Source organism: Streptomyces sp. NPDC086554, from assembly GCF_040686095.1.
Lineage (GTDB): Bacteria > Actinomycetota > Actinomycetes > Streptomycetales > Streptomycetaceae > Streptomyces.
Map to the genome: position 1 here is coordinate 18,259 of NZ_JBFBJK010000015.1, position 26,175 is coordinate 44,433.

Below are 26,175 nucleotides of genomic sequence, written 5' to 3' on the forward strand. Positions count from 1 at the left end.
TGAAAGGTTATTGACAAGTGTTGAATTGTGCGGGGCGCTGCTCTGATGAGCGATTTACCAAGCGCCCCGCACTGTCAAGCACATCTGTGGCTACAGCTGCGGAGGCGTCATGGTGAAGCGCGCGTTGACCTGTGCGTAGACGCGCTGCCGCTGGGGTTCGAGGTCCAGGGGCGCCGCCTCCTGGGCCATGTCCGCGGCGCCTCCGTACGCGACCGAGCGCATGGCGGTCGGCGCTCCCCCGTAGCCGTACGGCGCCGCGTTCTCCGCGCCGATGTCGGCGAGCTCCACAAGGGCGGCAAGACCGGCCCCCAGCGCCTCCGCGTACTCCCGGCCCCGCTGCACCGCTTCCCGGACCGCTTGCTGGCGGGCCTGGCGGTGGGCGGGTGAGTCGGGCCGCAGCGACCACCACGGCCCGTCCACCCGGGTCAGCTCCAAGTCGGCGATCCGGGTGGTGAGTTCGCCGAGTGCGGTGAAGTCGGTGAGTTCGGCGGTGACGGTGACCCGCCCGTGGTAGGTGCGGACGCGTTCGCCCTTGCCCCGCTTGGTGAGTTCGGGGGTGATGGAGAAGGCCCCGGTCTCCAGCTTCTCCACCGCTTCGCCGTACGACTTGATGAGGTCGAGGACGGCGGCGTTGCGCCGCGTCAGGTCGTTCAGGGCGTCGCGCCGGTCGCTGCCGCGCGCGCTCACGGTGATGCCGATGCGGGCGATCTCGGGGTCGACTTCCAGGTGGGCCTCGCCCTTGACGGCGAGGCGCGGGGCGTCGGGGGTGCCGAACGGAGTGGTGGTGCCGGACGGGGTGGGGGTCGTGTCATCCATGCGGCCACTCTCGCACCGGTCGGCCGCACCGCACAGCCGTCGGACGTGGCGCGCGGCACCGGACAGTCACCGGATCGAAACCTGCGGGGTCTGTTGCCGGTGGGGCGGTCGGCGACAGAATCTACGCGCGTTACATCGGTCGACCAAAGGTCCAAGGGGAGTACGAAATGCCGCTGAACCGCCGGAAGTTCCTGGGGAAGTCCGCAGCCACGGGCGTGGTGCTCGCCGGAGGCGTGGCCGCCGCGCCGCCCGCCGTCGCCCAGGCGTCCGGGAAGCCCGCCCGGCCGAAGAAGCGGTACTCGTTCACCGTCATGGGCACCACGGACCTGCACGGCAACGTCTTCAACTGGGACTACTTCACGGACAAGGAGTTCGACGACAAGGACCACAACGACGTGGGCCTGGCGAAGATCTCGACGCTCGTGAACGAGATCCGCGAGGAGAGAGGCCGCCGCAACACGCTTCTCATCGACGCGGGCGACACCATTCAGGGCACCCAGCTCTCGTACTACTACGCCAAGATCGACCCGATCACCGCCGAGCGCGGCCCGGTCCATCCGATGGCGCAGGCGATGAACAGCATCGCCTACGACGCGGCGGCGCTCGGCAACCACGAGTTCAACTACGGAATTCCGGTGCTCCGGAAATTCGAGGAGCAGTGCGATTTCCCGCTGCTCGGTGCGAACGCGCTCGACGCGAAGACGCAGAAGCCCGCTTTCCCGCCGTACTTCATGAAGCGTCTTCGCACCCCGCACGGCCGGGACGTGAAGGTGGCGGTGCTCGGCCTGACCAATCCCGGCATCGCGATCTGGGACAAGGCGAACGTCCGGGGCAAGATGACGTTCCCGGGCCTGGAGGAGCAGGCGGCGAAGTGGGTGCCGAAGCTGCGGTCCATGGGCGCGGACGTCGTGATCGTCTCGGCGCACTCCGGCTCCAGCGGCACCTCTTCGTACGGTGACCAGCTGCCGTACATCGAGAACGCGGCCGGTCTGGTGGCCGAGCAGGTGCCCGGGATCGACGCGATCCTGGTCGGGCACGCGCACACGGAGATCGCCGAGTACTTCGTGGAGAACAAGGAGACCGGCAAGAAGGTCGTCCTCTCCGAGCCTCTGAAGTGGGGCCAGCGCCTCACCCTCTTCGACTTCGACCTGGTGTGGTCGAAGGGCCGCTGGACGGTGGAGAAGGTGGGCGCGCAGGTCCTCAACTCCAATACGGCGGCGGAGGACGCGAAGGTCACCAAGCTGCTGGGGGACGAGCACAAGAAGGTCGTCGCGTACGTCAACCAGGTCATCGGCACGTCGACGCAGGCGATGAGCACGGCCGAAGGCCCGTACAAGGACGTGCCGATCATCGACCTGATCAACCATGTCCAGGCGGAGACGGTCAAGGAGGCGCTCAAGGGCGGCCAGTACGCGGCGCTGCCCGTGCTCTCCCAGGCCTCGTGCTTCTCGCGCACGGCGAAGATCCCGCAGGGCGAGATCACCATCAAGGACGCGGCGGGCCTCTACCCGTTCGAGAACACCCTGGAGGCGCGGATCGTGACGGGCGCGCAGCTGAAGGAGTATCTGGAGTTCTCGGCCCGCTACTACGTGCAGACGGCGGTCGGCGCGCCGGTCGATCCGGCGAGGCTCACGAACGCGGACAACATCCCGGACTACAACTACGACGCGCTGTACGGCGTGACGTACGAGATCGACATCGCCAAGGCGGCGGGCTCCCGGATCGTGAAGTTCAGCTTCGACGGCAAGGAGATCGATCCCAAGGCCGAGTTCGTGCTGGCGGTGAACAACTACCGTGCCGGCGGCGGCGGGAACTTCCCGCACATCGCGGGCGCCAAGCAGCTGTGGGCGAACTCGGACGAAATCCGCAACACGATTATCCAGTGGGTGCAGGCGAAGGGCACGGTCGACCCGGGCACGTTCGCGACGGTGGACTGGAAGCTGACCCGGGACGGCACGCCGGTCTTCTGAGCGGGAGTATTTGCGCGACGTGACGGCGGCGCGCGGCGCACAATCGCGTTCATGGATGACCAGCTCGTACATCTCAAGGACAGGGCACTCGCGGAGGCGCTCGACGTCGTGCTCCGGGACGTGAGGGCCACGTGCGCCGTGCGGCCGATCGTCCATGAGGAGCGGGACTTCATGAGGCTCGGCGAGGACGTGATCATGCTCTACGCGCCTGGTGGCTCGGGCCAGGGCGTCTCCGTCTCCGCGTGGCAGAGCCCCGCCGAGCGCGTGGCGGATCTCGCGGACCAGGTCCAGGACTGGGCCGTCGAGGAGCTGTGCGCAGCCCTGAAGCCCGCGACGTGGCCCGAGTGCCCCACCCACCCCGGCTCCCATCCGCTGGAGGCCGGGGTGGTGAAGGGCGTGGCGGTGTGGTCGTGCCCGAGGACGCGGAAGGCTGTGGCGCCGGTGGGAGAGCTCAGCTCTTGAGGCGTACGAGGTTGCTCCGCTGTTCCCCGATGGTGGTGACCGTCTCGCGGCCCTGCGGCTCCTGGAGCCCGAAGCTGGTGAATGCCGTGCGCCGGGGCAGCGGGTAAGGGTCCTTGCCCGTGACGGAGTTGAGGATGGTGGCGCTGCGCCAGGCCGCGAGGCCGAGGTCGGGGGCGCCGACGCCGTGGGTGTGGCGCTCGGCGTTCTGGACGTAGACGTGGCCGGTGACGGACGGGTCGAGGACGAGGCGGTACCGCTCGTCGATGCGGGGGCGTTCGGATGCGTCCCTGCGCATGAACGCGTCGAGGCCGCCAAGGAGTTGGCCGAGGGGTCGCTCGCGGTAGCCGGTGGCAAGGACGACGGCGTCGGTGGTGAGGCGGGAGCGGGTGCCCTGCTGGAGATGTTCCAGGTGGAGCTCGACGCGGGTGGTGGCGACGCGGCCCGCGGTGCGCACGCTGACGCCGGGGGTGAGGACGGCGTCGGGCCAGCCGCCGTGCAGGGTGCGCCGGTAGAGCTCGTCGTGGATGGCGGCGATGGTGTCGGCGTCGATGCCCTTGTGCAGCTGCCACTGGTGCGGGACGAGGCCGTCGCGCACGGCTTCGGGCAGGGCGTGGAAGTAGCGGGTGTAGTCGGGCGTGAAGTGTTCCAGGCCGAGCTTGGAGTACTCCATGGGCGCGAAGGCCTCGGTGCGGGCCAGCCAGTGGAGCTTCTCGGCGCCCACGGGGCGGCGCCCCAGCAGGTCGAGGAAGACCTCGGCGCCGGACTGGCCCGAGCCGATGACGGTGATGTGCTCGGCGTCGAGCAGACGGTCGCGGTGCAGGAGATAGTCCGAGGCGTGGATCACCGGCACGGCGGGGGCGTCCGCGAGGGGCTTCAGGGGCTCAGGAATGTACGGTGCGGTGCCGACCCCGAGGGCGACGTTCCTCGTGTATGTCCGGCCGAGCGCCTCGGCTTCTCCCTCCGCGTCCAGCTGGGTGAAGTCGACCTCGAAGAGGGCCCGTTCGGCGTTCCAGCGCACCGCGTCGACCTGGTGTCCGAAGTGCAGCCCGGGCAGGTTCTCGCTGACCCAGCGGCAGTAGGCGTCGTACTCGGCGCGCTGGATGTGGAACCGCTCGGCGAAGTAGAACGGGAAGAGCCGCTCACTGGTCTTGAGGTAGCTGAGGAAGGACCAGGGGTTCGCCGGGTCGGCAAGAGTCACCAGGTCGGCCAGGAAAGGGACTTGGAGACTGGACCCTTCGATGAGGAGCCCCGGGTGCCAGTGGAAGCCGGGCCGCTGTTCGTAGAAGACGGTGTCGAGACCGGCCAGCGGCTGGGCGAGGGCGGCGAGGGAGAGGTTGAAGGGGCCGATGCCGATGCCGACCAGGTCCCGGGGTTCGTCGGGCGTGGTGAGCGGTGGGGTGGGCTGCGCGTTCTGGCCGGTCATCGGGGGGTGGTTCCTTCCACGAGCTTCAGGATCTCGGCGAGTTCGCCGGGCCGGGTGTAGGGGTTGAGCAGGGTGGCCTTGAGCCAGCGGCGTCCTTCGAGCCGGGCCCTGCCGAGGACGGCGCTGCCTTCGCCGAGCAGGTGCCGCCTGACGTGCGCGATGTGCTCGTCGTCGGCGCCTGCGGGCCGGAAGAGGACGGTGCTGATGGCGGGCCGGTCGTAGAGCTCGAAGCCGGGGTGCGCGGCGACGAGGTCGGCGAACTCGTCGGCCCGCGCGCACACTTGGTCGACGAGAGCGCCGATGCCGTCCCGCCCGAGGGCTTTCAGCGTCACGGCGATCTTCAGGACATCGGGCCTGCGGGTGGTGCGCAGGGAGCGGCCGAGGAGGTCGGGGAGGCCCGCTTCGGTGTCGTCGTCGGCGTTGAGGTAGTCGGCGTGGTGGCCGAGGATGCGGAGGTCGCGCGGGTCGCGGACCAGGAGCAGCCCGGTGGCGACGGGCTGCCAGCCGAGCTTGTGCAGATCGAGGGTGACGCTGTCGGCCCGCTCGATGCCGCGCAGCAGTTCTCTTCGTACGTCGCTGAAGAGGAGCCCGCCGCCGTACGCGGCGTCGATGTGGAGGCGGGCGCCGTGGGCGGCGCAGAGGTCGGCGATCTGGTCGATGGGGTCGATGAGCCCGGCGTCGGTGGTGCCCGCGGTGGCGGCGACGAGGACCGATCCTGGCGGTCCTGTGAGCTGGCTGAGCGCCTCGTCGAGCGCGACGGGGTCGAGGGTGCCCGAAGGGGCGGGGACCACGGCCGGTTCGGGCATGCCGAGGAGCCAGGCGGCGCGGGGGAGCGAGTGGTGGGCGTTCTCGCCGACGAGGACGTGCACGGGGCCGTGGGCGACGGTGTGCTCGCGGGCCAGGAGCAGCGCGAGCTGGTTGGACTCGGTGCCGCCGGTGGTGACCAGGGCGTCGCCCGCGGGATCTGCGCCGTACACCTCTGCCGCGAGGGCGCGGGTGACCTGGACCTCGATCGCGGAGGCCGCGGGTGCCTGGTCCCAGGAGTCCATGGACGGGTTGAGCGCGGACGCGGCGAGGTCGGCGGCGACGGCGAGCGCGAGCGGCGGGCAGTGCAGATGGGCGGCGCACAGCGCGTCGGCCGGGTCGGCGGCCCCCGCGGCGACGGCTCGCACCAGTGCGCGCAGGGCGACTTCGGCGCCTTCGCCGCGCGCGGGCAGCACGTCGCCGGTGGCCTCGCGCACCCGCAGGGCGACGGCGGTGGGCCCGCCGGCGGGCAGCGGACCGCCGCGCGCGAGCGCCCCGTCGCGCAGGGCGTCCAGGGTGACGGCGAGCAGCGGCCGCAGCGCGGCGGGACCCTGGACACCTCCGGCGAGGGGCGGCGGAGTGCTCATGGGGGACGTCCTTCGGGTGCGCACGGGCGGGGCACCAGCCTGTACGCCACGCGCACGGCACGCCCGGGGAGCTCAACGATCCGAACCCGAAAGTGGTACTGCCGTGTAGAGAAAGGGTGTTGGGGCGGGACGGGATGCTAGGGGCTCCCCCGGTTTAGCCCCTCACCCTCAGCGCCCTTGCCAGGTCGTCCAGTTGGTCTGCCAGCTTGCGGCGCAGTGCCGGGATCGGGTCCGCCTCGCGCAGGCACTGCTCGCCCAGGCGGAGGGTCTGCGGGTCCACCGCGGGGGTGGGGAAGGCCCAGCGGCCCGCGACGTCGGCGATGGCGGGGCCGCGGCGGGCCGCGACGGCCACCGCGTCCTCGAAGTAGCGCGGGACGTACTCCCTTACGAGATCGGCCTGTTCGGGGTGCCAGAAGCCCTGGGCGGTGGCGGTGAGGAGGTAGTTGGAGAGGTCGTCGGTCGTGAACATCGCCTCCCACGCCCGCCGCTTGGCCTCCGGGTCCGGCAGCGCCGCGCGGGCCCGGGCCGCGCCTTCCTGCCCCGCGGCGCTGGGGTCGCGCTCCAGCTCGGCGGCGATCGCGGAATCGTCGACGGCACCGAGGACGGCGAGGCGGGTCAGGGCGCGCCAGCGCAGTTCGGGGTCGAGTTCGGGGCCGCCGGGCACGGTGCCTTCGGCGAGCCACTCCTGGAGCGGGTCGGGCCGCGTCGCCACGTCGATGAAGCCGCGCACGGCGGTGAGCCGCAGGCCCGCGTGCGAGCCGTCCTCCGTGCGCCGGATCAGGTCGCGGCACAGCTCGGTGAGGGTGGTCAGGGCGATGGACCGCTCGTCGGCGGGGAGGTAGCGGCCCGCGATCTGGGCGGTGGCGAAGGTGAGGACGCCCTGGACGACGGCGAGGTCGGTCTCCTCGGGCAGGTGCTCGCGGGCGGCCCGCACATAGGCGGCGCCCGCGAGTTCACCGTCGCGGACCAGGTCGCGCAGGCTGTTCCACAGGATGGCGCGGGTGAGGGCGTCGGGGACGCTGGACAGGTTCCGCAGCGCCGTCTCCTGGGAGACCTCGTCGAGGCGGATCTTGGTGTAGGTGAGGTCCTGGTCGTTGGGGACGATCAGGGCAGGGCGCCCGCCGTCGCGCGGTGCCGTAGGCCCGGAGTGCGGGACGTCCGTCTCGTACCGCTCGCGCAGCACGAGGCCACGCCCGTCGGTGAGGTCACGGTCGTAGACGCCGACGGCGATGCGGTGCGGGCGGCTGCCGTCGCGGTCGACGGTGAGGGTCCACTCGCGGGCGTCGTGCCCGACCGTCGAGGTGAGCGTGTCGACGCCGGTGGTGCGCAGCCAGGCATCGGCCCAGCCGTGCACGTCGCGGTCGGTGTTGTGGGCGAGCGATTCGATGAAGTCCTTGAGCGTCGCGTTGCCGAACTTGTGCCGCGCGATGTGGGTGTTGATGCCGGCCAGGAAGTCCTTCTCGCCGAGCCAGGCGACGAGTTGACGCAGCGCGGAGGCGCCCTTGGCGTACGAGATGCCGTCGAAGTTGAGCATCGCGGACGCGGTGTCGGGCACGGCGTCCGGGTCGGGCGCGACGGGGTGGGTGGAGGGGCGCTGGTCGGCGTCGTACCCCCAGGCCTTGCGGGTGACCCCGAAGTCCGTCCAGGTGTCGGTGAAACGGGTGGCTTCGGCGGTGGTCTGGAAGCCCATGTACTCGGCGAAGGACTCGTTGAGCCAGATGTCGTCCCACCAGCGCAGGGTGACGAGGTCGCCGAACCACATGTGGGCCATCTCGTGGGCGATGACCATGGCGCGGGTCTGCCGCTCGGTGTCGGTGACGGCGGAGCGGTAGACGAACTCGTCGCGGAAGGTGACGAGTCCGGGGTTCTCCATCGCGCCCGCGTTGAACTCCGGGACGAACGCCTGGTCGTAGGAGTCGAAGGGGTAGGGCTCCTCGAACTTCTCGTGGTAGCGGTCGTAGCACGCGCGCGTGATGTCGAGGAGCTCGTCGGCGTCGGCGTCCATGAAGGGCGCGAGCGAGCGGCGGCAGTGAATGCCGAACGGCAGCCCGCGGTGCTCGGTGCGCACCGAGTGCCAGGGGCCTGCCGCCACGGCGACGAGGTACGTGGAGATCAGCGGGGTCGCCGCCGCCCGCCACCTGCCGCCGCCCTGGTGCTCGGTGACGCCGTTGGCGAGGACCGTCCAGCCATCGGGGGCGGTGACGGTCAGCTCGAACACGGACTTCAGATCGGGCTGGTCGAAGGCGGCGAAGACGCGCTGCACGTCCTCCATGAACAGCTGCGTGTACGTGTACGTCTCGCCGTCCCTGGGGTCGGTGAAGCGGTGCATGCCCTCGCCGGTGCGGGAGTAGCGCATGGCCGCGTCGACGCGCAGTTCGTGCTCGCCCTCGGTGAGCCCGGTGAGTGCCAGACGGTTCTCGTCGAGGCCCGCCGGGTCGAGGGGCCGCCCGTCGAGGGTGACGGAGCGCAGCTCGGCGGGCTTGAGCTCGACGAAGGTGTCCACCGTGGCCCCGGCGGCCCCGGCGGCCGCGAGCGCGCTGAACCGGATGACGGTGCGGGAGTCGAAGGTCTCGTCCCCCACGGTCAGATCGAGCTCGACCGTGTACCGGTGGACGTCGATGAGCTGGGCTCGGGTCTGCGCTTCGTCGCGCGTCAGTACGGGCATGGGTCCATGCTGCCCGATGCCGCCGACAACGGTGCGGGTCCCCCGGAGATCGGGGCCCGGCGGCCTCGGACGCCGCCGCTACGAGGACTTGGCGATGGTCTCGTGGTGGCGAATGACCTCGGCGATGATGAAGTTCAGCAACTTTTCGGCGAACGCCGGATCCAGCTTCGCGTTCTCCGCGAGTTCGCGCAGGCGCTCGATCTGCCGGGCCTCACGGGCCGGGTCGGCGGGCGGAAGCTGGTGATTGGCCTTGAGATGGCCGACCTGCTGGGTGCATTTGAAACGCTCGGCGAGCATGTGGACGACGGCCGCGTCGATGTTGTCGATGCTGTCGCGCAGACGGGACAGCTCGGCGCGCACGGCCTCGTCCGTCGCCCCGGATCCGTATCCGTCGGTCGTGTTGTGGCTGGTGGTCATGGCTCACGAGCCTACGTTGCCGCTCCACCCCCGCCGACGCCGGAAGAGCGCAAAATGGGTGGGTGGTCCGGGTCCGGTATCTGCTGGGACCAGCCGCCGGGTACGGCGCGTCCCTGCTGCTCACGGAAGCGGACCGGCGCCATGCCCACGCGGCGTGTGAAGAGCCGCGAGAAGTACGCCGGATCGTCGTAGCCGACGCGGCGTGCGACGGCCGCGACCGGCAGCTCCGTGGCGGCGAGCAGCTCCTTGGCGCGGCCCAGGCGGATGCCGAGGAGGTAGTCCTTGGGGCTGCAGCCGGCCCCGCGGCGGACGGCGGTGCGCAGCTCCGCGGGGGTCATGCCGTGCCGTGCCGCGTGCTCGGCGACGGAAAGTGGCTGGAAGGCGTCGCGGGCCAGCGCCTGCAGGACAGGATCGCCGTCGGGGGCGATGTCGGCGCGGGCCCGGCGCAGGGCGACGAGCAGCTCGTGGACGGCGGCGCCCGTCTCGACCTCCAGGAGCGGATTGCCGCGCCGCGCCGCGCGCGCGATGCGCCCGACGGCGGCGCGCGCCCCCGCGGCGTCGGAAAGCGGCACCACGGGCCGGGTGGGTTCGATGTAGCCGAGTTCGGTGTACGTCGCCGTCGCGGGGCCCGTGAAGTCGACGAAGCACTCGTCCCAGCCGCTCTCCGGGTCGGGCCCGTAGTGGTGGCGCACCCCCGGGGTGAGCCAGATCAGCGCCGGCGCCGTCACCGTCGTACGCCTGCCGTCCACGCCCTGGAACCAGCCGCCGCCCGCGCTCACGACGACGGCGACATGATGGTCGAGGGTGCGCGGGCCCACGGTCGGCAGCAGGCCGTGCTGCAGGCCGACGCCCAGGCAGGCCAGGCCGAGCTTGTGATGGGCCGGGCTCGGCGTGAAATACCGCATCCACGTGTGATACATCCGCTGGTGCCCCTTTCGTCCCGCACTCTGGTGCACTCGCCGCGGCTGCCGCGTCCGCTGCGTCCAACCCGCCTAGATCTTTGTCCATGGACCCTGCCGCCCGCCAGAGGTGATCGTGGCGAGCAGTAAGTGAGCGAGAGGGAAGTGATGGCCGAGTTCACGGTGGGCGAGGACGATTTCGAGCTGGACGGGCGGCCCGTACGGCTGCTCTCCGGTGCGCTGCACTACTTCCGGGTGCACGAGGCGCAGTGGGGGCATCGGCTCGCGATGCTGCGCGCGATGGGGCTCAACTGCGTGGAGACGTACGTCCCGTGGAATCTGCACGAGCCGCGCCCGGGTGAGTACCACGACGTCCAGGCCCTCGGCCGCTTCCTGGACGCCGCCCAGGAGGCGGGCCTGTGGGCGATCGTCCGGCCGGGACCGTACATCTGCGCCGAGTGGGAGAACGGCGGCCTGCCGCACTGGGTGACCGGTGCGGTGGGGGCACGCGCGCGTACCCGTGACGAGGAGTACCTGGAGTGCGTGGACCGCTGGTTCGACCGCCTCCTGGAGGAGGTCGTGCCCCGCCAGCACGACCTGGGCGGCCCCGTGATCATGGTGCAGGTGGAGAACGAGTACGGCAGTTACGGCTCGGACGCCCTCTACCTGCGCCACCTCACCGACCTTCTGCACGCGGCGGGCGTGAGCGTCCCCCTGTTCACCTCCGACGGCCCCGAGGACCACATGCTCACCGGCGGCTCGGTCCCCGGCGTCCTGGCGACGGCCAACTTCGGCTCGGGGGCGCGTGCCGCCTTCGAGACCCTGCGCAGGCACCGCGCCAAGGGGCCGCTGATGTGCATGGAGTTCTGGTGCGGCTGGTTCGACCACTGGGGCGCGGAGCACGTCGTACGGGACGCGGCGGACGCGGCTTCGGCGCTGCGCGAGATCCTGGAGTGCGGAGCCTCCGTGAACCTCTACATGGCACACGGAGGTACGAACTTCGCGGGCTGGGCGGGGGCGAACCGGGGTGGCGGCGCGCTGCACGACGGCGTCCTCGAACCCGACGTGACGTCGTACGACTACGACGCCCCCATCGACGAGTTCGGCCGCCCCACGCCCAAGTTCTGGGCCTTCCGTGAGGTCCTCGCGCAGTACGCGGACGCCCCGCTCCCGGATCTACCTGCCCAGCCGCCGGCGCTGGGTGCCCCTGTCGCGGCGGAGCTCGGGGAGTGGTCCCCGCTGTCCACCGTCATGGAGTCGCTGGGCGGCCCGGTGGTGGAGCGCGCGGTACCGCCCACCTTCGAAGAGCTCGACATCGACCGCGGCCTGGTCGGCTACGCGCTGACCGTGCCGGGTCCCCGGCGTCCGCTGCCGCTGAGCGTGCGGGGCCTTCGCGACTTGGCGGTCGCGTACGTCGACGGGGTGCGGTCATCCGGTGTCCTCACGGAGGAGACTCCGACCCTCCCCGACCCCGTCGGGGGGCACGCGCGCGTGGAGCTGTGGGTGGAGTCCCTGGGGCGGGTCAACTACGGGCCGCGGACGGGCGAGACGAAGGGGATCACCGGGGGGATTCTGCACGAGCGGCAGTATCTGCACGGGGTGCGGGCGCAGGGGTTGCGGCTTGACGCGTTCGACGTGGCGTCTGCCGTGCGGGGCGTTCCGGCTGCGGAGGAAGCGGGGGCCGGGCGCCCCGGCTTGTACCGCGGCGCCCTCGATCTCCGCTCCCCCGGGGACGCCTCCCTCGAACTCCCCGGCTGGACCCGGGGCTTCGTATGGCTGAACGGCTTCAACCTGGGCCGCTACTGGGCGGTGGGCCCACAGACCTCGCTGTACGTTCCCGGGCCGGTGCTGCGGGAGGGAGCCAACGAGGTGTGGGTGCTGGAGCTGGAGGGGGCTGGGGGGCGGGTGGAGCTGGGCTGAGAACGGGGGTCCGGGGCAGGCCCCGGACCCTCCCCAGTCCTAGAGCTCCCGCACCTCGAAGCCGTCCAGGACGAACTCCGCCTTGCCGTCGTCCCCCGTCTTACGAAGGCCCACCCACGCCTCCCCCTTGGCGGGAGCCGTGAACTCGTACGTGAGAGGCGTCGGCTCCGTGGCCACCGGAAGTTCCTTCCGGTCCGTCTCACGCGGGCCCGGCGCGTCCACCGCCGTCACCCACACGTACTGCCCCGCCTTCTCGTTCTCGTACCGGAAGGAGACCCGGTACCGCTTGCCGGGAGCAAAACGCACCGTATGCGGCACAGTCCGGTACACAAGCCCCGCATTCTCCCCCCGCGACTTCAGAGAGTTCGCGCCGTCGACGACGTCGTCGATCACCTTCCCGTTCCAGCCCCGTTGAGTGAACGGCGCGTGCCGCTGCGCGATATGCGTGCGCGGATCGGTGACATCGCCCGAGTCGCCCTTCACGAAGGGCCCCCAGCCCTGCGGCACATGCTCGAAGTCCTCCTGGGCGAGGACACCGCGGGGCAGCTTCGCGGGGCGGCCGCTCGCGACGACCCGTACGTTGTCGAACCGCACGCGTGCCTTCCCCGCATCGGCCCGCAGCGTCAACTCCACCGCCCCACCGCCCTCGGGCACGGTGAAGTACGTGAACATGCGCTGGAAGCGCGTGCCGTGCTTGCGGTCGGCGGCCACGAAGTTCCCCGCCGTGGACGTCCGCGTCCAGTTCGCCGCCGTGACCCCGTCCGCGGTGCGCACCTCCAGGCTCGCCTTGCGCTCCTCACCCGCCTTCGCGCCCACCTCCACCTGCACGGACGCGACGTACGTCCCCGCCTTCAGACGGCCAAGCCGCTGGCCGACGGCCGCCGCGCCGCCAGAGGCGATCACGAGCTCGTGGTCGCCAAGGTCGCTGAGCTCGACGGACGCGGGTCCGGACACCTTCCAGCCGTCCAGGGAGCCGGAGTTGAAGCCCGGGTCGTGCAGCGGGGTCCCCTGCCCCCACTCCGGGTCGGGCACGGCCTGCGCGCGCGAGCGGTAGAGGACGTACGGCTGCTTGGCCTTGGCGTCGAGCGTCACCTCACCGCCCCCGCGCACCGGGACGTCCGCGACGAAGACCCGCCCCTGGTCGGTGAGCCGGTACAGGGCGACCTCGGAGAGGCCGGACCAGCCCCTCGGCAGCTGCCAACTGCCGCTGCCGCCCTTGGGGTTGTAGTGGTACAACTTGGCGGGATCCGTGGCCTTGCGCGGCTCCCAGGGGAGCAGATAGCTGCCCCCGTCGTAGACGACGCGGCCGTCGGTCGTGATGCGCCGGGTGCCGCCGGTGTCGGAGACGGTCGTCCCGGGGTCGCCGAAGAAGGTGATCTCGTGCTCGCCCCAGGACTTGATGGGGTGTGCCTGGAGGTATTTGGCGGGCAGCGATTCGGTCCAGATCAGGTCGTAGAAGTACGTCCAGTCCGTCTTGCCGACCCAGCCCTCGAAGTTGCCCATGCGGGCGATGCCGAGGAGCGTGGGCCACTTGTCGGCGAAGACGTCCTTCTGGTGATTGCGGATGAAGCGGATCAGGCGGGAGTTGATGCCGCGCGATGTGTCGCCGCCGTAGTCGGGCTCGGTGGCCCAGTGCGACCAGAGCGACGAGCGCTCGAAGCCGTGGCCCCACTCCGACGTGACGATCCAGCCCTGCTCGCGGAAGGCCCGCTGGAGCCGGTCGGAGGTCCAGCCGGACTCCCGGAACACGTCGATGTAGAGGGTGCCCAGGGCCTTGTCGGTCTGGGCGCGCAGATCGGCGAAGCGCTGGATGATGTCGCCGGACACGAGGTCACGGCGCTGGTCGATGCGGTAGCTCTGGTCGAGCCAGTCCCACTGCTCGTCGGCCTTGTCGACGAGCGTGTCCGAGAAGGCGTTCGCGACGGGGTACGACTCGGTGGCGTTGACGTGCACGCTGAAGTCGCTGTTCCACTTCTTGCCCTCGCGGACCAGGGTGTTGAGGTCGTCCAGGCCGCCCGCGCGCGTGTTGTAGTTGTCCGCGTAGTCGGGGTGGGCCGAGTCGTGGCCCTCGGACTGGTAGCCCTTGAGCAGGGTGTACTGCCGCAGGCCGTCCGTGGCGAGGCTGATCCGTTTGACGTTGTCCAGGGTCATCAGGAACGGGTTCGTCGCCTGCGAGGCGAAATTGAAGGGGATGTGCGGGACAACCCGCAGATGCTGCTCGTCGGCGCCGAGCGGGGTGACCATGATGTCGCGGAAGGCGATGGCGGCGTCCTGCCAGTCGACCTTGCCGTCGCCGCCCCGGTCGCCGGTGACGACGACGGTGGCGTACGGCAGTGGCTCGGTGTCCCCGACGGGCGCGGTCGCCGCGCGGTGCGTCCACTGGCCGGGCGTGAGCCGGGCCTCCACGTACCCGTCCCGCTTGACGGTCTCCCGCCAGAGGCGGCCGTTCTCCCAGGTGGTGCCCGCCTCGGTGGTGGGCTTGTCCCAGACGGTGTTGGTCTCGACCGCCCCGCCGAGCTTGTCGTGCGCGACCACGGCGTACGCGCATCCCGTGGGCGCCTCCGCGGCGGTGTCCGGCGTCGGCCTGACCTCGGTGTCGCCGCTCCTGTCCTTGTCCAGCTGGACCTTGGCGGCGAGCAGTGCGGCGCCGGCCTGGTCGCTGCGTACGGAGAGCAGGGCGAGGCCGGGGACGCGGAGGGTGCCCACGCGCAGCGCGTCGGTGTCGGCGATCTCCGTCACCCGCCAGTGCACCTGCCGTCCCTCGACGGCGATCTCGACGGCGACGGTGGTGCCGCCGGTGAGGCTGAGGACGTACGCGACACGGTCGTCACCGGCGGTGTGGGTGACCTTCGGGGTGTGCTCCTTCTCGTCGATCAGGAGCGTCGTGACGGCTTCCGACTGGGCGTACAGGACCGCGTTCGTGGCCCGGTCCTTGTACGACACGATGCGCGGGAAGTCGGTGGCGACGCGCACCTCCAGCGTGGCGGAGCGGATCACGGTCTCGCCCGCCGCGGGCCCGGCGAACGCGGCGGAGCCGAGGCCCACGGCGGCGCCGACACCGGCCAGTGCTCCCGTCGCGACGACGGCTCGGCGGCTCGGCCCGGACGTTTCTGACGACACCATGGCACCCCTCCTGGGACGGTTCTCGGTGTCGATCACCTTGCGCCGTGCGGGACTTGTGCGCCCATGGACAAAGGGGGGACAGGTGTTGGACTAACGGTGCGCGGCGGCGTGCCGGGGGGACACACACGACGCGGGGCCGGACCACCGACTGGTCCGGCCCCGCGCTTGGTGTGGTGCGTTGTGCCCTGCTAGTGCCTCAGAGCTCCGACGCCGCCTTCTCTATGTCCGCGGCGAAGGTCGAGACCTCGGTGTAGACACCGGGGAACTTCGGCCGCGCGCAGCCTTCGCCCCAGCTGACGATGCCCACCTGGATGTACTCGCCCGCCTCGTCCTTGCGGAACATGGGGCCACCCGAGTCACCCTGGCAGGTGTCCGTGCCGCCCTCGGGGAGGCCGGCGCAGAGCTCCTCGCCGGGCGTGAGCTGGTCGCCGTACGCGGCCTTGCAGTCGTCGTCGCTGACGAACGGGACCTTCGCCTTGAGGAGGTAGCGCTGCTGCTCGCCACCCTCCTTGTCGGCACCCCAGCCCGCGATGTCGAAGTCGCCGTTGTTGAGCTTGTCGTCCTTGGCGATCTTCAGGGTGGGCTGGTCGATCTTCTTCTCGAGCTTGATGAGCGCCCAGTCCTTGCCCTTGCCGTTGTAGCCGGGGGCCTGCAGGACCTTGGTGGACTTCACGTTGATCGCGTCGGGGCTCTCCAGGTCCACGACGCCACCGGTGGCGGTGATGCTGGTGTTGTCGCCGGAGCCGTCCACACAGTGGGCGGCGGTCAGCACGATGTCCTGGGCGTACAGCGCGCCGCCACAGCCCATCGACAGACGGACCATGAACGGGAATTCACCCTGCTCGGCGGGGGTTCCACCGACCACACGCTCACCCGGGTTGGGGCCGGGGTGCGGGGCCGCCTGGGCGGCGGGCTGGAGGCTGACGGCGGTCGCAAGGGCGATGGCACCGAGAGTGGCGGCTCTCGCCACTCCACGCAGCTTGGTGTTCAACGGGCTTCCCTTCGTGGGGGGTTCGTGGGGGGTTGCACGCGTGACGGGCCCTTGCCGTCCCCACAGGGTGCGCGTGGATGGCATGAGCCCGCCAAAGCGTTGTTGCGGATTATGGAGATCGGTGTCCGCATAGAGCAAGGGGCGGTTTTCAGCCAGGGGGCTCCGCGTGGGCTGGTTCCGGATGAGGGGATCCGCCCTACAGTGGAGTCGAGTTGCGGCGAAGTTGCGGCGAACCCGTACGCGACGGGACCGGTCGAACCGGCTTCAGGGGGTGCGCGCGTGGCGGACGGCGGGCCGGTGCAGCACGGCTATCCCCACCTGGAGACGGTGCGTTCCGCGATCACCGCGCTGTACAAGCGCCTGTCGTACGACACCGTCCACACCTTCGACACCAGCGTCTCCCCCGCCGACGTCGCCTTCAGCGACCAGGACGACCTGTATCTGGGCGTACAGCGGGTCGCCCGGGAGATGGTGCAGCATCTGCGCCTCCCCGACGCCCGCATGATCGTCAGCTTCCGCGAGATGGAGCACGCCGCGTACGTCGAACTCGCCGCGGGGCCCGAGTACTTCATCGAGCTCAACGACCGGTTCCGTACGCACCGCCGGGACATCGGCGCGGCACTCGCCCACGAGGTCATGCACGTCTATCTGCACCGACTCGACCTGGAGTTCCCAGGCACCCGCGACAACGAGATCCTCACCGACACCGCCACGACCTATCTGGGCGCGGGGTGGCTGCTCCTCGACGCCTACCGCGAGGACGGGGCGTCGTCGCAAAAGCTCGGGTATCTCACTCCTGAGGAGTTCGGGTACGTCCTCGCCAAGCGGGCCATCGCCTTCGGTGAGGCGCCGGAGACATGGTTCACCAGCGCGCAGGCGTACACGGCTTACACGAAGGGCCTCGCCGAGGCCCGGCGCGACGAGCAGCAGCCGCCGCTGACGGCAGCGGGGTGGGCGGGGCGGCGGCGGTACGCGAAGGACCGGCGGTACGCGCAGGATCACGGCGCCGCGGGCGGTGCGCCCCGGGGCGGCTCGTACGCGTTCTCCCGTGACGCGGGCGGGAGCGGGAGCGGCGGCGGTGCGCTGCGGGTCTCGTTCCCGTGTCCCACGTGCCGGCAGCGGATCCGGGTGCCTGCCGGGAGGCGGATCCGGGCTCGGTGCGGGTTGTGCCGGACGGTGGTGGAGTGCGACGCGTGAGGGCCGCGCCCGCTACTTCCAGTGCGAGGGCCGGGTCAACGCCGGCGGCAGCTTGGTGGCCGCGTCACCCTTCGCCGCGTTCACCTGCGACTGGGTCAGGAAGATGCTGCCGGTGAGGTCTGCTCCGCGCAGGTCGGCGTCCCTGAAGTCCGCGCCGATGAGGTCTGCTTGCCTGAGGTCCGCGCCGCGGAGGTCCGCCGCGATGAGGTAGGCGCCGCGGAGGCTGACGCCGCGCAGGTCGGCGCCCTTCAGCTTGGCGCCGAACAGGTCGGCTCCCCTGCGGTCCTTCTTCTTCCGGCGGATGTCCGCGCGCACGAGTTCGCTGGTGCGCAGGAGAAGGGTGTTGACGCCGTCGCGGTGCGCGGCGACGTCCGTCGCGGCGACTTCGGCGGGGGTGCCCTGGGTGAGCCGCTCGGTCTCTGCCAGCGCGCGCTCGATGTCCGGCCTGATGGAGCGGGCCTGGGGCAGGTCGCGCGCCTCGGTCAAGTACCAGAGCAGTTCGTGGAGTTGGCGCATCACCGGGAACACGTCGAACATCCGGCGGGCGGCGGCCTTGTCGCCCTGCCGCCAGTCGACACCGTCGAACGTGCCCTGCGAGACCTTCTGGCCCGCGCCGAAGCAGTCGTAGACGGTGCAGCCGGAGTAGCCCTTCGTGCGGAGGTCCTGGTGGATGCCGCAGCGGAAGTCCTGCTGGAGGTTGCCGCAGGGGGTGCCGGCGGCCTTGTTGACGGGGAAGTCCGAGGACTTGGCAAAGGTGAGCGCTACGCAGCAGAGCCCGAAGCAGTTCCCGCAGTCGGCACGGAGATCCTGCCGGGAGTCCGCGAGGGGCAGAAGCCGAGGTGCGGGTGCGGGGTCGCGCACAGGCGCGACCTCAGACTCGGGCTGACGCTTCCGACCCATCATGCCCTCCTCCGGGCTTCAACTTGCTGGTACGTCTCATGGTGCGTGGTGAGGATGGCCTCGAGGCCGAGGCAGCGACGGCGCGAACGGCCTGAATGGTGCGGCCCTCCCCCACCCACCCCACTGCGGGGCAATCGGGAAGGGGGTCCCCCCTGCTCATTAAGAGCTTGGGGGAGGGCGGGAAAGGCTTGTTCGGTGCCCCGGGGCTGCGGGTGCGGGCATTCCGCAACCCCGGGCGGAAGCCCTACGCCGCGCTTCGGCGGGAGGGGCCGCCTCGGCCGCCGCCACGTCGGGCGCGGCCACCGCCGCCACCGGTGGCGGAACCGCCGCCGGTGGACCGGGGCTGGCCCTGGCCTCCCTCGCCCCGGGGGGACTGGGAAGACCCGCCCGAGCGAGCACGGCGCTGCCCGCCACCCTGGCCACCCGCAGGACGACGCCGCCCCCGCTGCGGAGCAGCCTGCTGCTGCGGCACCTCTATGACCACCGGCACCCCGGAGGGCTCCCTCGCACCCGTGATCCGGACAAGCTCGTCGTCCGACGACGACACACGCGCAGTGTTCGGGCGGATGTCCGCGTCGGACATGAGACGCGTCATCTCCCGCTTCTCGTCGGGGAGTACGAGCGTGACGACACTGCCGGACTCACCCGCGCGGGCGGTACGCCCACCCCGGTGGAGGTAGTCCTTGTGGTCGGTGGGCGGGTCCACGTTCACGACCAGGTCGAGGTCGTCGACGTGGATGCCGCGCGCCGCCACGTTCGTGGCGACCAGCGCGGTGACCTGTCCGTTCTTGAACTGGTCGAGCGTCCGGTTGCGCTGCGGCTGCGAGCGGCCGCCGTGCAGACCGGAGGCCCGGACACCGTTGGCGAGCAGCCGCTTCGTGAAGCGGTCCACGGCACGCTTGGTGTCCAGGAAGAGGATGACGCGGCCTTCGCGCGCGGCGATACGCAGCGCGACCGCCTTCTTGTCGGTCTCGTCGGCGACGTACAGAACGTGGTGCTCCATCGTCGTCACCGCGCCCGCCGACGGGTCGACGGAGTGCACGACGGGGTCGGTCAGGAACATCCGGACGAGCCGGTCGATGTTCTTGTCGAGCGTCGCCGAGAACAGCATCGTCTGGCCGCCCTGCTCGACCTGCTTGAGCAGCGCCGTGACCTGCGGCATGAAGCCCATGTCGGCCATCTGGTCGGCCTCGTCGAGGACGGTCGTACGGACCTGGGAGAGGTCGGCGTCGCCGCGCTCGATCAGGTCCTTGAGACGGCCGGGGGTCGCCACCATGATCTCGGCGCCGCGGCGGAGCGTGCCCGCCTGCTTGGTGATGGAGAGACCGCCGACGACCGTCGACATGCGGAGGTTCACCGATGTCGCGTACGGCGTCAGCGCGTCCGTCACCTGCTGGGCGAGCTCACGCGTCGGCACCAGGACCAGGGCGAGCGGGGAGCGCGGCTCGGCGCGCCGGCCCGCGGTGCGGGCGAGCAGTGCGAGGCCGAAGGCGAGGGTCTTGCCCGAGCCGGTACGGCCGCGGCCGAGGATGTCGCGTCCCGCAAGGGAGTTGGGGAGCGTGGCGGCCTGGATCGGGAACGGCTCGGTCACGCCCTGCGCGGCCAGCGTCTTGAGCAGCGCCTCCGGCATGTCGAGGTCGGCGAACTGTTCGACCGCGGGCAGCGCGGGTGTGATGCTCTCGGGCAGCGCGAATTCGCCCTGCACGGGCCTCGCCTTCGCGCGGCCTGACTTCTTCGCGGTGCCCTTTGTCTGGCCGCCGCCGGCCACCGGGGCCTTTCCGCGTGCGTTCGTGGAGCGCCTGCGGGCAGGACGCGCCGGGCGGTCGGAGCGATTCATACGGAAATGCCTTCCTGGACCTGGTGACAGCACAAGCCGGGACCCGCACCTTTCTGGTGCGGGCCCCGGCCGAGAGGTTCGCGTGCTTCGACGATCAGGCGGGAACGATGTTCTCGGCCTGCAGGCCCTTCTGGCCCTGCGTGACGTCGAAGGAAACCTTCTGGCCCTCGAGGAGCTCACGGAAGCCCGAGGACGCGATGTTCGAGTAGTGGGCGAAGACGTCGGGGCCGCCGCCGTCCTGCTCGATGAAGCCGAAGCCCTTTTCCGAGTTGAACCACTTCACGGTGCCAGTTGCCATGTCAATCTCCTAAGACAGGGGCAGAGTACGGATGCCCGCGGTTTTGCGGATATCCCAGCGCTGCAATGACCCCCATCCCGGAAAGACCGGTAAAACAAACAATGCGCCTTCGGAGCATTCCCGTCAGGCGCACATCATGTTCATGGGTACCAAAACTGCAACACATAACGGTAACACGCCCACGGGCTGCCCTTGTTCCGGGCTGCCCGCGTGACGTGCGCCACTCCCCTCATTCCGACTGCGTGACCGCCCGCCGGGGCAGTGCCGGGCAGAGCACCGCCCAGAGCGCGAATCCCGCCGCCACCCAGGGCATCGCCGCGCTGCTGTGCCGTCCGAGCCCGGCACCGGCCACCACGAGCCCCGGCACCAGCAGCCACGCCCCGGTGTGCCGCTCGCTCGACGCGGCGACCGCCGACCAGCCCCAGGCGAAGCCGCCCGCCATCAGGAGCGACCCTGCGACCAGGACCAGGCGCCCGAACCGCGCCGCGAGCCGGTCAGCGACCAGGAAGAGTCCCGCCACGAAGGTCGCGGCCGCCACCGGCAGGTTCACCAGGAACACCGAGCGCCGGCCGAGGCCGAAGAGGTCGGCGTCGGTCAGTACGCCGCCGAGGAGCAGGCCGATGGCGGACGCGAACCCCGCCACGGCGCCGTACATCCCGAAGGCCGCGCCCCGCTCCTTGACCTGGAAGGGCGTCCGCAGCGAGCCGAGCACCTGCGGCATGAGCAGGGCGGCCATGACGCCCTGCTCGGCGACGATCAGCGTCGCGGCGAAGCCCAGGAGGTACGCGGAGACGATCCGCTGCAGGGCACTCTCGGAGGCGCCGAGGTCGCGGCCCATGGACGGGATCGCGACATTGACGATCGTCGCGTCGGGTCACTGTCATGTCTACGGTCACCTCATGAGCGGCATCGACGACACCGACGGCATCGGCGAGGACGCGAAGGCCGAGCGCACCGGAGTCCAGGAGCGCCTCACCTCCGCCGGGCGTGAGAACAGCGCGGCGACGGTGATGTTCCACTCCGCCGTCGCCGCCCGGCAGGGCCTCAGCGCCACCGAGAGCAAGACCCTCGACCTGCTGGAGCGCGGCGGCCCGCTCACCGCGAAGGATCTTGCCGAACGGACCACGCTGGCCCCGGCCTCGGTGACCGGCCTCGTGGACCGCCTGGAGAACAAGGGCTTCGTACGCAGGAAGCGCGAAGTGGACGAACTCTGCGAGGAGTTCACGGTCGACGAGCTGGAGACGGTGACCCGCTTCCTCCAGGGGGCGACCGAGCGCCGGCGCCGGGCCACCGCCCGGCTCGCCGAGTAACGGACGCCGCAGGGCCCACACGTGGGCACTCTTTACATCGCGGTGACACCTGTCACCCGTAAAAGTAACGGCCCGTCAGATAGTCGCCGCACACGCCTTCCCCGCACACGGACGCCCCGCTACCTTCAACCAAACAATCGCTTGGTTGAACGACGAGTGGCCATGAGCGACCGCTACCGAACGGAAGGCGGCCCCACATGCACATCGCCCGCAAGCGCACAGCAGTCGGCGTCGCGATCTCCGCGATCGCCCTGGGCACCCTGCCCGCCTGGGCAGCCCACGCCGAACCCACGGCCGCCGGGCGCGACACCGCCCGGCACGCCCCGCACCATCCCCGCCCCGCGGCCGACGGCGTACGCCAGATACCGCTCCAAGGAGCCGTCAACGCAAGAGACTTGGGCGGCTATCGCACCTACGACGGGGAGCAGGTCCGTTACGGCCGGGTCTTCCGCGCCGACGCCCTGGCCAAGCTGACGGACGCCGATGTCGGCGCCCTCGCCGAGCTCGGCCTGAAGAAGGTCGTCGACTTCCGGGTGCCGGCCGAGGTCAAGTACGAGGGGGCCGACCGGCTGCCCGCCGGGCTCACCCCGACGTCCCGGGCCGTCAGCGACAACGGCCTCTTCACGATGCTGATGGCCGTGATCGGCTCCAAGGACCCCGTCAAACAGGAGGAGATGCTCGGCAACGGCAAGGCGGACGCCTTCATGCGCGACGTCTACCGCACCTTCGTCTCCGACGGCACCAACCGCGCGCAGTTCGCGGCGACCCTGCGCGACATCGCGCGGGGCGGCGACGCCTCACCGCTGCTCTACCACTGCACTTCGGGCAAGGACCGCACCGGCTGGACGAGTTATCTGCTCCTTCGTGCCATCGGCGTCCCCGAGCGCACCGTAGTGAGCGACTATCTGGCGTCCAACACCTATCGCGCCGCGTACGACGCGAAGGTGCGCGAGAGCCTGAAGCAGAGCGGGATGATGCAGAACCCCGATCTGCTGATCCCCCTCCAGGAGGTCCGCACGGGCTATCTGGAGGCTGCGCTCGACCAGGTGAAGAAGGAGTACGGGAGCCTCGACGGCTATCTGCGCAAGGGACTTGGGCTCGACGCGCCGACGATCCTCGCGCTGCGCGAGCGGATGGTCGACTAGGCGCTCCGGGTGCGCGGCGCAGGGGTCAGGCGGTCACGATCCCCTGCGTCCGCGCCGCCGCGAGCCACGACGGGAACTCCCCCACCAGCTGGTCGTAGAGGCGGTCGTCCGGGACGGCGCGGGGATCGTGGCCCGCGTGGAAGAAGCCCGCGTTGTCGACGGTGCGCTTGGCGGGGACGGCGAGTTCGTCGAGCTTGCGGAGGTAGTCGAACTGCTTGCTCTTCGCGTCGCCGAAGCCGATGAACTGCCAGAACAGCGGCAGCTTCGACGCCTTGCACAGGTACCGCTCGGCGGCGAGCTTGTTGATGGGGCCGCCGTCGGTCTGGAAGACGACCAGGGCGGGCGCCGTGGAGCCGCTGTCCACGTAGTGGTCGATCACGGCGTCCATCGCCAGGTGGTAGCTGGTCTTGCCCATGTGACCGAGCCCGGCGACGATCTCGTCGACCCGGCCGTGGTGGCGTTCCAGGGCGATCTCCGTGACGGCGTCGACGTCCGTGGAGAAGAACACCGTGGGCACGACGCCGTCGTCGTCGAGGTGCGCGGACAGGCTCAGGACCCGGTCGGCGAGTGCCTGGACGGTGCCGTCCTTGTAGTACGGCTTCATGGAGCCGGAGTAGTCGATGACGAGGTAGACGGCGGCGCGCTCGCCCTCAAGGCCGTGCTTGTGGAGGCTGACTCCGGCGCTCTTGTAGAGGCTGACCAGGGCGGGCGCCGCCTCCTCCACCTTGCGCAGACTGATCGCAGGTCCCATGTGCCGCTCCGCTCTGCTGTGCCCTGCTCGGTGCTGCTGGTCGCAGTTCGGCCATCTTATGTACGCCGCTGTACGCCGCTGTACGCCGCCGGCGCGAGGACCCGTCCCTCTTCATGTCTCCACGTATGCCTGCTAGAAGCATGACTGTTAGAAACATATGGCGGGCCGTAGCGGTACTGGTACTGGAGGCGTGTGCGACATGAACTCCCGGGCGATCTCATACGGGTTGGACGGCAAGGCAGTCCTCGTCACCGGCGCCGGTCGCGGCCAGGGCGCGGCGGAGGCACGGCTCTTCGCCGAGGCGGGGGCGCGGGTGGTGGTGACGGACGTCCGGGAGGAGGAGGGCCGTGAGGTCGCCAAGTCCCTTGGCGAGCAAGGGGTGTTCGTACGCCATGACGTCGCGGACGCGGAGAGCTGGGGCGCGGCCGTGGCGCGTTGCCTCGACGCCTTCGGCCGCCTGGACGCCCTGGTCAACAATGCCGCGTTGTGGCGCACGGCTTCCGTGGAGGACGAGACGTACGAGAACTTCGAGGCACTGATCCGGGTCAATCTGCTCGGGCCGTTCCTGGGGATCCAGGCGGTGCTGCCCGCGCTGCGGAACGCGGGCGGCGGCTCGATCGTGAACGTCTCGTCGACTGCGGGGCTCGTGGGGATCCCGGGCCACGCGGCCTACGGCTCGACGAAGTTCGGACTGCGGGGCCTGACCCGGTCATCGGCGCTCGACCTCGCGCGGTACGGCGTCCGGGTCAACTCCGTGCACCCGGGGGCGATCGACACCCCGATGATCTCCGCGGCCTCCGCCGGGCGGGACTGGTCCCATCTGCCGCTCGGCAGAATGGGCCGCCCGGAGGAGGTCGGCGACCTTGTGCTGTTCCTGGCGTCGGACGCGTCGTCGTACATCACGGGGGCGGAGTTCACCGTGGACGGCGGGTCGACGACAGGGTGACCGCGCCGGGGCTCAGCGGCTGTCGGACAGGTACACCGAGCGGAGCTTGAGCCTGTCCGTGGCGGGGTTCCCGTGCGGTTTCAGCTTCCACGAGTCGCCGGTGCAGCCGGGCTCGGTGAACACCGTCGCCCAGACGTCGGTGTTGTTGTGCGGGGCGAACGCGGGCGGGAAGACGTACGGGTCGGCGACCTCCGGGAGCGTGATGCAGCCGGGGCTGTGCGGGTCGTGGAGCGTGACCGACCGGGGCAAGCCGTCGAGGCCCACGTACTTGTAGGAGAAGTCGCCGGTGGCGGCGCTCGCGGAGGCCGGCAGGGTGACGACGAGGGCGAGCGCGCCGAGAGCGGCGGCGACGGTGTGGCGAAGGCGCATGGATTCCTTTTCCGTACGGGAACGAGCGGACCGCCGGGAAGCCGACGTCCGCCTTCGCCCTGCCCCGGCGGCGGCTCCGCGACGCCTGCCGTCACCCGTGCGGGGCCGCCGCAACGATCCTGCGTACGCCGTGTGGGCTACCCGCTCCGGCGGGAAGTGCGGTAGCCGCACATGTCACAGCCCCGCGCCCCTTCGGGGCACTGCCGAACCGCAGCCCACGCTCACCCCGCCTGCTCCTGGAACGCCGGCAGATCGAAGATCCGCGTCTTGGCCTCGTCGTCCATCAACTCGACCAGAGGCATGACCAGTTCCCACAGGTCCTGCTTGTCCACCTCCAGGGCGAGCGCGTCCAGGTCGGGCGCGGGCAGCGCCCCGGCGGCGTCGGCGACGACCTTGCGGGACTCCTCCGGCAGGGCGTCCACCAGCGGCAGGAACTCCGCCCACAGGCCGGTCGCCACCACCGCCCGCACGACCCCGCCCAGCACCTCGGCGCCGCGCAGCGCGGGCAGCGCCGCGACCGTCCGCCGCTCCTCTTCGCCAAGCAGCGCGACCAGCGGGAGCAGGGATTCCCACAGGTCCTGCTCCGCCACCGTCACGACCAGCGAGTCGAGCCGGTCCTGCGGCTGCCCCGCCGCCAGCGACGCGATACGCCCCCGCTGCTCCCCGGTCACCATCCCGGCAACGGCCAGCGCCTGTGGCCACAGCCCTTCCCCCGACGCGGAGGCGATGACAGACGCGAGCCGCTCCGCACCCATCAGCTCGATGATCTGCCCGAGCCGCTCCGGCACGTCGATCAGGAATCCCGTCCTCAGCACCGCGGCGTCGTCCACCTGCGGCAGGATCCGCCGCAGCGCGGAGTCCCGCAAGTGCCCGACGAACCGGCCCATCGTCAGATGGTCGCCCCGCTCGGCCAGTGCCACCGCGATGCGTACGACGAGACCCTCGTCGAGCCGGTCGACGATCCCCTGGATCCGGCGCGGGTCCAGGTGTCCGCACGACTCCGCGGTGAAGGCCACCGGCAGCTTCTCGATGATGTCGGCGGCCCGCGCCGGTTCGAGGCGCCCGGCGACGCCCGCCGCAAGGCGCGGCCCCAGCGCCTTCTGCGAGATGGCGGCCGCCACCCCGGCGGGCACCAGCTTGGTCGCCGACGCGATCCGGTCGAGCATCTCCGGCGCCCCGTCGAAGAGCGCCGCCACGCACTGCGTACGGAAGCGGCGTACGTCCTCGACGGGCAGTTCCTGGAGGAAGCCGAGCCCGTCCGGCTCGACGTCCAGCAGACGGGCGATCTTCAGGACCTCGGCCCTGCCACGCAACGTGTCCATGCTGACTCCTCTGGCTGGCTCCT

The 26,175-nt window shown here is 70.8% G+C and carries 22 protein-coding genes; 7 read left to right on the forward strand and 15 right to left on the reverse strand.

Annotated elements, in window-relative coordinates:
* Positions 1 to 90: 90 nt before the first annotated feature.
* Positions 91 to 816, reverse strand: a complete 726-nt coding sequence (locus tag AB0O76_RS24505; protein WP_365495092.1) for an SIMPL domain-containing protein — start codon at positions 814 to 816, stop codon at positions 91 to 93.
* 167 nt (positions 817 to 983) lie between these two features.
* Between AB0O76_RS24505 and AB0O76_RS24510 the strand changes: the two genes are divergently transcribed.
* Together AB0O76_RS24510 and AB0O76_RS24515 are read left to right on the forward strand one after the other, a co-directional pair.
* Positions 984 to 2,786, forward strand: a complete 1,803-nt coding sequence (locus AB0O76_RS24510; protein WP_365495095.1) for a 5'-nucleotidase C-terminal domain-containing protein — start codon at positions 984 to 986, stop codon at positions 2,784 to 2,786.
* 51 nt (positions 2,787 to 2,837) lie between these two features.
* Positions 2,838 to 3,248 (forward strand): hypothetical protein, encoded by a 411-nt coding sequence (locus AB0O76_RS24515; RefSeq protein ID WP_365495098.1) that lies wholly within the window; start codon positions 2,838 to 2,840, stop codon positions 3,246 to 3,248.
* On the opposite strand, the gene AB0O76_RS24520 is transcribed toward AB0O76_RS24515, so the two are convergent.
* From AB0O76_RS24520 to AB0O76_RS24540, 5 genes are all read right to left on the reverse strand, one after another.
* A complete protein-coding gene (locus tag AB0O76_RS24520; RefSeq protein ID WP_365495101.1) occupies positions 3,238 to 4,671 on the reverse strand; it encodes a SidA/IucD/PvdA family monooxygenase in 1,434 nt (477 codons plus the stop codon). The two genes, AB0O76_RS24515 and AB0O76_RS24520, sit on opposite strands and share 11 nt — an antisense overlap.
* Positions 4,668 to 6,062 (reverse strand): aminotransferase class V-fold PLP-dependent enzyme, encoded by a 1,395-nt coding sequence (locus tag AB0O76_RS24525; RefSeq protein ID WP_365495104.1) that lies wholly within the window; start codon positions 6,060 to 6,062, stop codon positions 4,668 to 4,670. Before AB0O76_RS24525 ends, AB0O76_RS24520 begins: the two co-directional genes overlap by 4 nt.
* Positions 6,063 to 6,216: 154 nt before the next feature.
* Positions 6,217 to 8,727, reverse strand: coding sequence for an aminopeptidase N (pepN, locus tag AB0O76_RS24530; RefSeq protein WP_365495107.1), 2,511 nt, complete (start codon positions 8,725 to 8,727; stop codon positions 6,217 to 6,219).
* Between the two features lie 78 nt (positions 8,728 to 8,805).
* On the reverse strand, positions 8,806 to 9,144 hold the full coding sequence (locus tag AB0O76_RS24535) for a chorismate mutase (protein WP_266868099.1): 339 nt from the start codon (positions 9,142 to 9,144) through the stop codon (positions 8,806 to 8,808).
* A gap of 11 nt (positions 9,145 to 9,155) precedes the next feature.
* On the reverse strand, positions 9,156 to 10,064 hold the full coding sequence (locus AB0O76_RS24540; RefSeq protein ID WP_365495111.1) for an AraC family transcriptional regulator: 909 nt from the start codon (positions 10,062 to 10,064) through the stop codon (positions 9,156 to 9,158).
* Between the two features lie 147 nt (positions 10,065 to 10,211).
* Here AB0O76_RS24540 and AB0O76_RS24545 point away from each other — a divergent pair, with 147 nt between their 5' ends.
* Complete coding sequence (locus tag AB0O76_RS24545; RefSeq protein WP_365495594.1) at positions 10,212 to 11,963, forward strand: beta-galactosidase family protein; 1,752 nt, start codon at positions 10,212 to 10,214, stop codon at positions 11,961 to 11,963.
* 39 nt (positions 11,964 to 12,002) lie between these two features.
* Here the strand turns inward: AB0O76_RS24545 and AB0O76_RS24550 are convergent, their stop codons facing one another.
* Together AB0O76_RS24550 and AB0O76_RS24555 are read right to left on the reverse strand one after the other, a co-directional pair.
* Positions 12,003 to 15,086 (reverse strand): endo-alpha-N-acetylgalactosaminidase family protein, encoded by a 3,084-nt coding sequence (locus tag AB0O76_RS24550; RefSeq protein WP_365495113.1) that lies wholly within the window; start codon positions 15,084 to 15,086, stop codon positions 12,003 to 12,005.
* Between the two features lie 196 nt (positions 15,087 to 15,282).
* A complete protein-coding gene (locus AB0O76_RS24555; protein ID WP_365495116.1) occupies positions 15,283 to 16,077 on the reverse strand; it encodes a serine protease in 795 nt (264 codons plus the stop codon).
* A gap of 279 nt (positions 16,078 to 16,356) precedes the next feature.
* On the opposite strand from AB0O76_RS24555, the gene AB0O76_RS24560 reads away from it, so the two are divergent.
* The gene (locus tag AB0O76_RS24560) at positions 16,357 to 17,274 is read left to right on the forward strand and encodes a hypothetical protein (RefSeq protein ID WP_365495119.1); all 918 of its coding nucleotides are present in this window, start codon (positions 16,357 to 16,359) and stop codon (positions 17,272 to 17,274) included.
* A 12-nt stretch (positions 17,275 to 17,286) separates the two neighbouring features.
* Here AB0O76_RS24560 and AB0O76_RS24565 read toward each other — a convergent pair whose 3' ends face one another.
* From AB0O76_RS24565 to AB0O76_RS24580, 4 genes are all read right to left on the reverse strand, one after another.
* Positions 17,287 to 18,105: a pentapeptide repeat-containing protein gene (locus tag AB0O76_RS24565; protein WP_365495596.1), complete on the reverse strand. Its 819-nt coding sequence runs from the start codon at positions 18,103 to 18,105 to the stop codon at positions 17,287 to 17,289.
* Positions 18,106 to 18,418: 313 nt separating this feature from the next.
* Positions 18,419 to 20,011, reverse strand: coding sequence for a DEAD/DEAH box helicase (locus tag AB0O76_RS24570; RefSeq protein WP_365495122.1), 1,593 nt, complete (start codon positions 20,009 to 20,011; stop codon positions 18,419 to 18,421).
* Between the two features lie 94 nt (positions 20,012 to 20,105).
* Complete coding sequence (locus AB0O76_RS24575) at positions 20,106 to 20,309, reverse strand: cold-shock protein (RefSeq protein ID WP_037661310.1); 204 nt, start codon at positions 20,307 to 20,309, stop codon at positions 20,106 to 20,108.
* Positions 20,310 to 20,538: 229 nt separating this feature from the next.
* Entirely contained in the window at positions 20,539 to 21,147 is a 609-nt protein-coding gene (locus tag AB0O76_RS24580) for a hypothetical protein (RefSeq protein ID WP_365495126.1), read from the reverse strand.
* 61 nt (positions 21,148 to 21,208) lie between these two features.
* Here AB0O76_RS24580 and AB0O76_RS24585 point away from each other — a divergent pair, with 61 nt between their 5' ends.
* Both AB0O76_RS24585 and AB0O76_RS24590 read left to right on the forward strand, forming a co-directional pair.
* Positions 21,209 to 21,619 (forward strand): MarR family transcriptional regulator, encoded by a 411-nt coding sequence (locus AB0O76_RS24585; RefSeq protein ID WP_365495129.1) that lies wholly within the window; start codon positions 21,209 to 21,211, stop codon positions 21,617 to 21,619.
* 197 nt (positions 21,620 to 21,816) lie between these two features.
* Positions 21,817 to 22,764, forward strand: a complete 948-nt coding sequence (locus AB0O76_RS24590) for a tyrosine-protein phosphatase (protein ID WP_365495132.1) — start codon at positions 21,817 to 21,819, stop codon at positions 22,762 to 22,764.
* A 25-nt stretch (positions 22,765 to 22,789) separates the two neighbouring features.
* Here the strand turns inward: AB0O76_RS24590 and AB0O76_RS24595 are convergent, their stop codons facing one another.
* Positions 22,790 to 23,515 (reverse strand): VWA domain-containing protein, encoded by a 726-nt coding sequence (locus AB0O76_RS24595; protein ID WP_365495135.1) that lies wholly within the window; start codon positions 23,513 to 23,515, stop codon positions 22,790 to 22,792.
* Positions 23,516 to 23,714: 199 nt separating this feature from the next.
* Here AB0O76_RS24595 and AB0O76_RS24600 point away from each other — a divergent pair, with 199 nt between their 5' ends.
* Entirely contained in the window at positions 23,715 to 24,461 is a 747-nt protein-coding gene (locus AB0O76_RS24600; protein WP_365495138.1) for a glucose 1-dehydrogenase, read from the forward strand.
* 12 nt (positions 24,462 to 24,473) lie between these two features.
* Here AB0O76_RS24600 and AB0O76_RS24605 read toward each other — a convergent pair whose 3' ends face one another.
* Both AB0O76_RS24605 and AB0O76_RS24610 read right to left on the reverse strand, forming a co-directional pair.
* The gene (locus tag AB0O76_RS24605; protein WP_365495141.1) at positions 24,474 to 24,830 is read right to left on the reverse strand and encodes a hypothetical protein; all 357 of its coding nucleotides are present in this window, start codon (positions 24,828 to 24,830) and stop codon (positions 24,474 to 24,476) included.
* A 221-nt stretch (positions 24,831 to 25,051) separates the two neighbouring features.
* Positions 25,052 to 26,152 carry a hypothetical protein gene (locus AB0O76_RS24610; protein WP_365495144.1) on the reverse strand — a complete coding sequence of 367 codons (1,101 nt, stop codon included), beginning with the start codon at positions 26,150 to 26,152 and terminating at the stop codon, positions 25,052 to 25,054.
* Between the last annotated feature and the right edge of the window lie 23 nt (positions 26,153 to 26,175).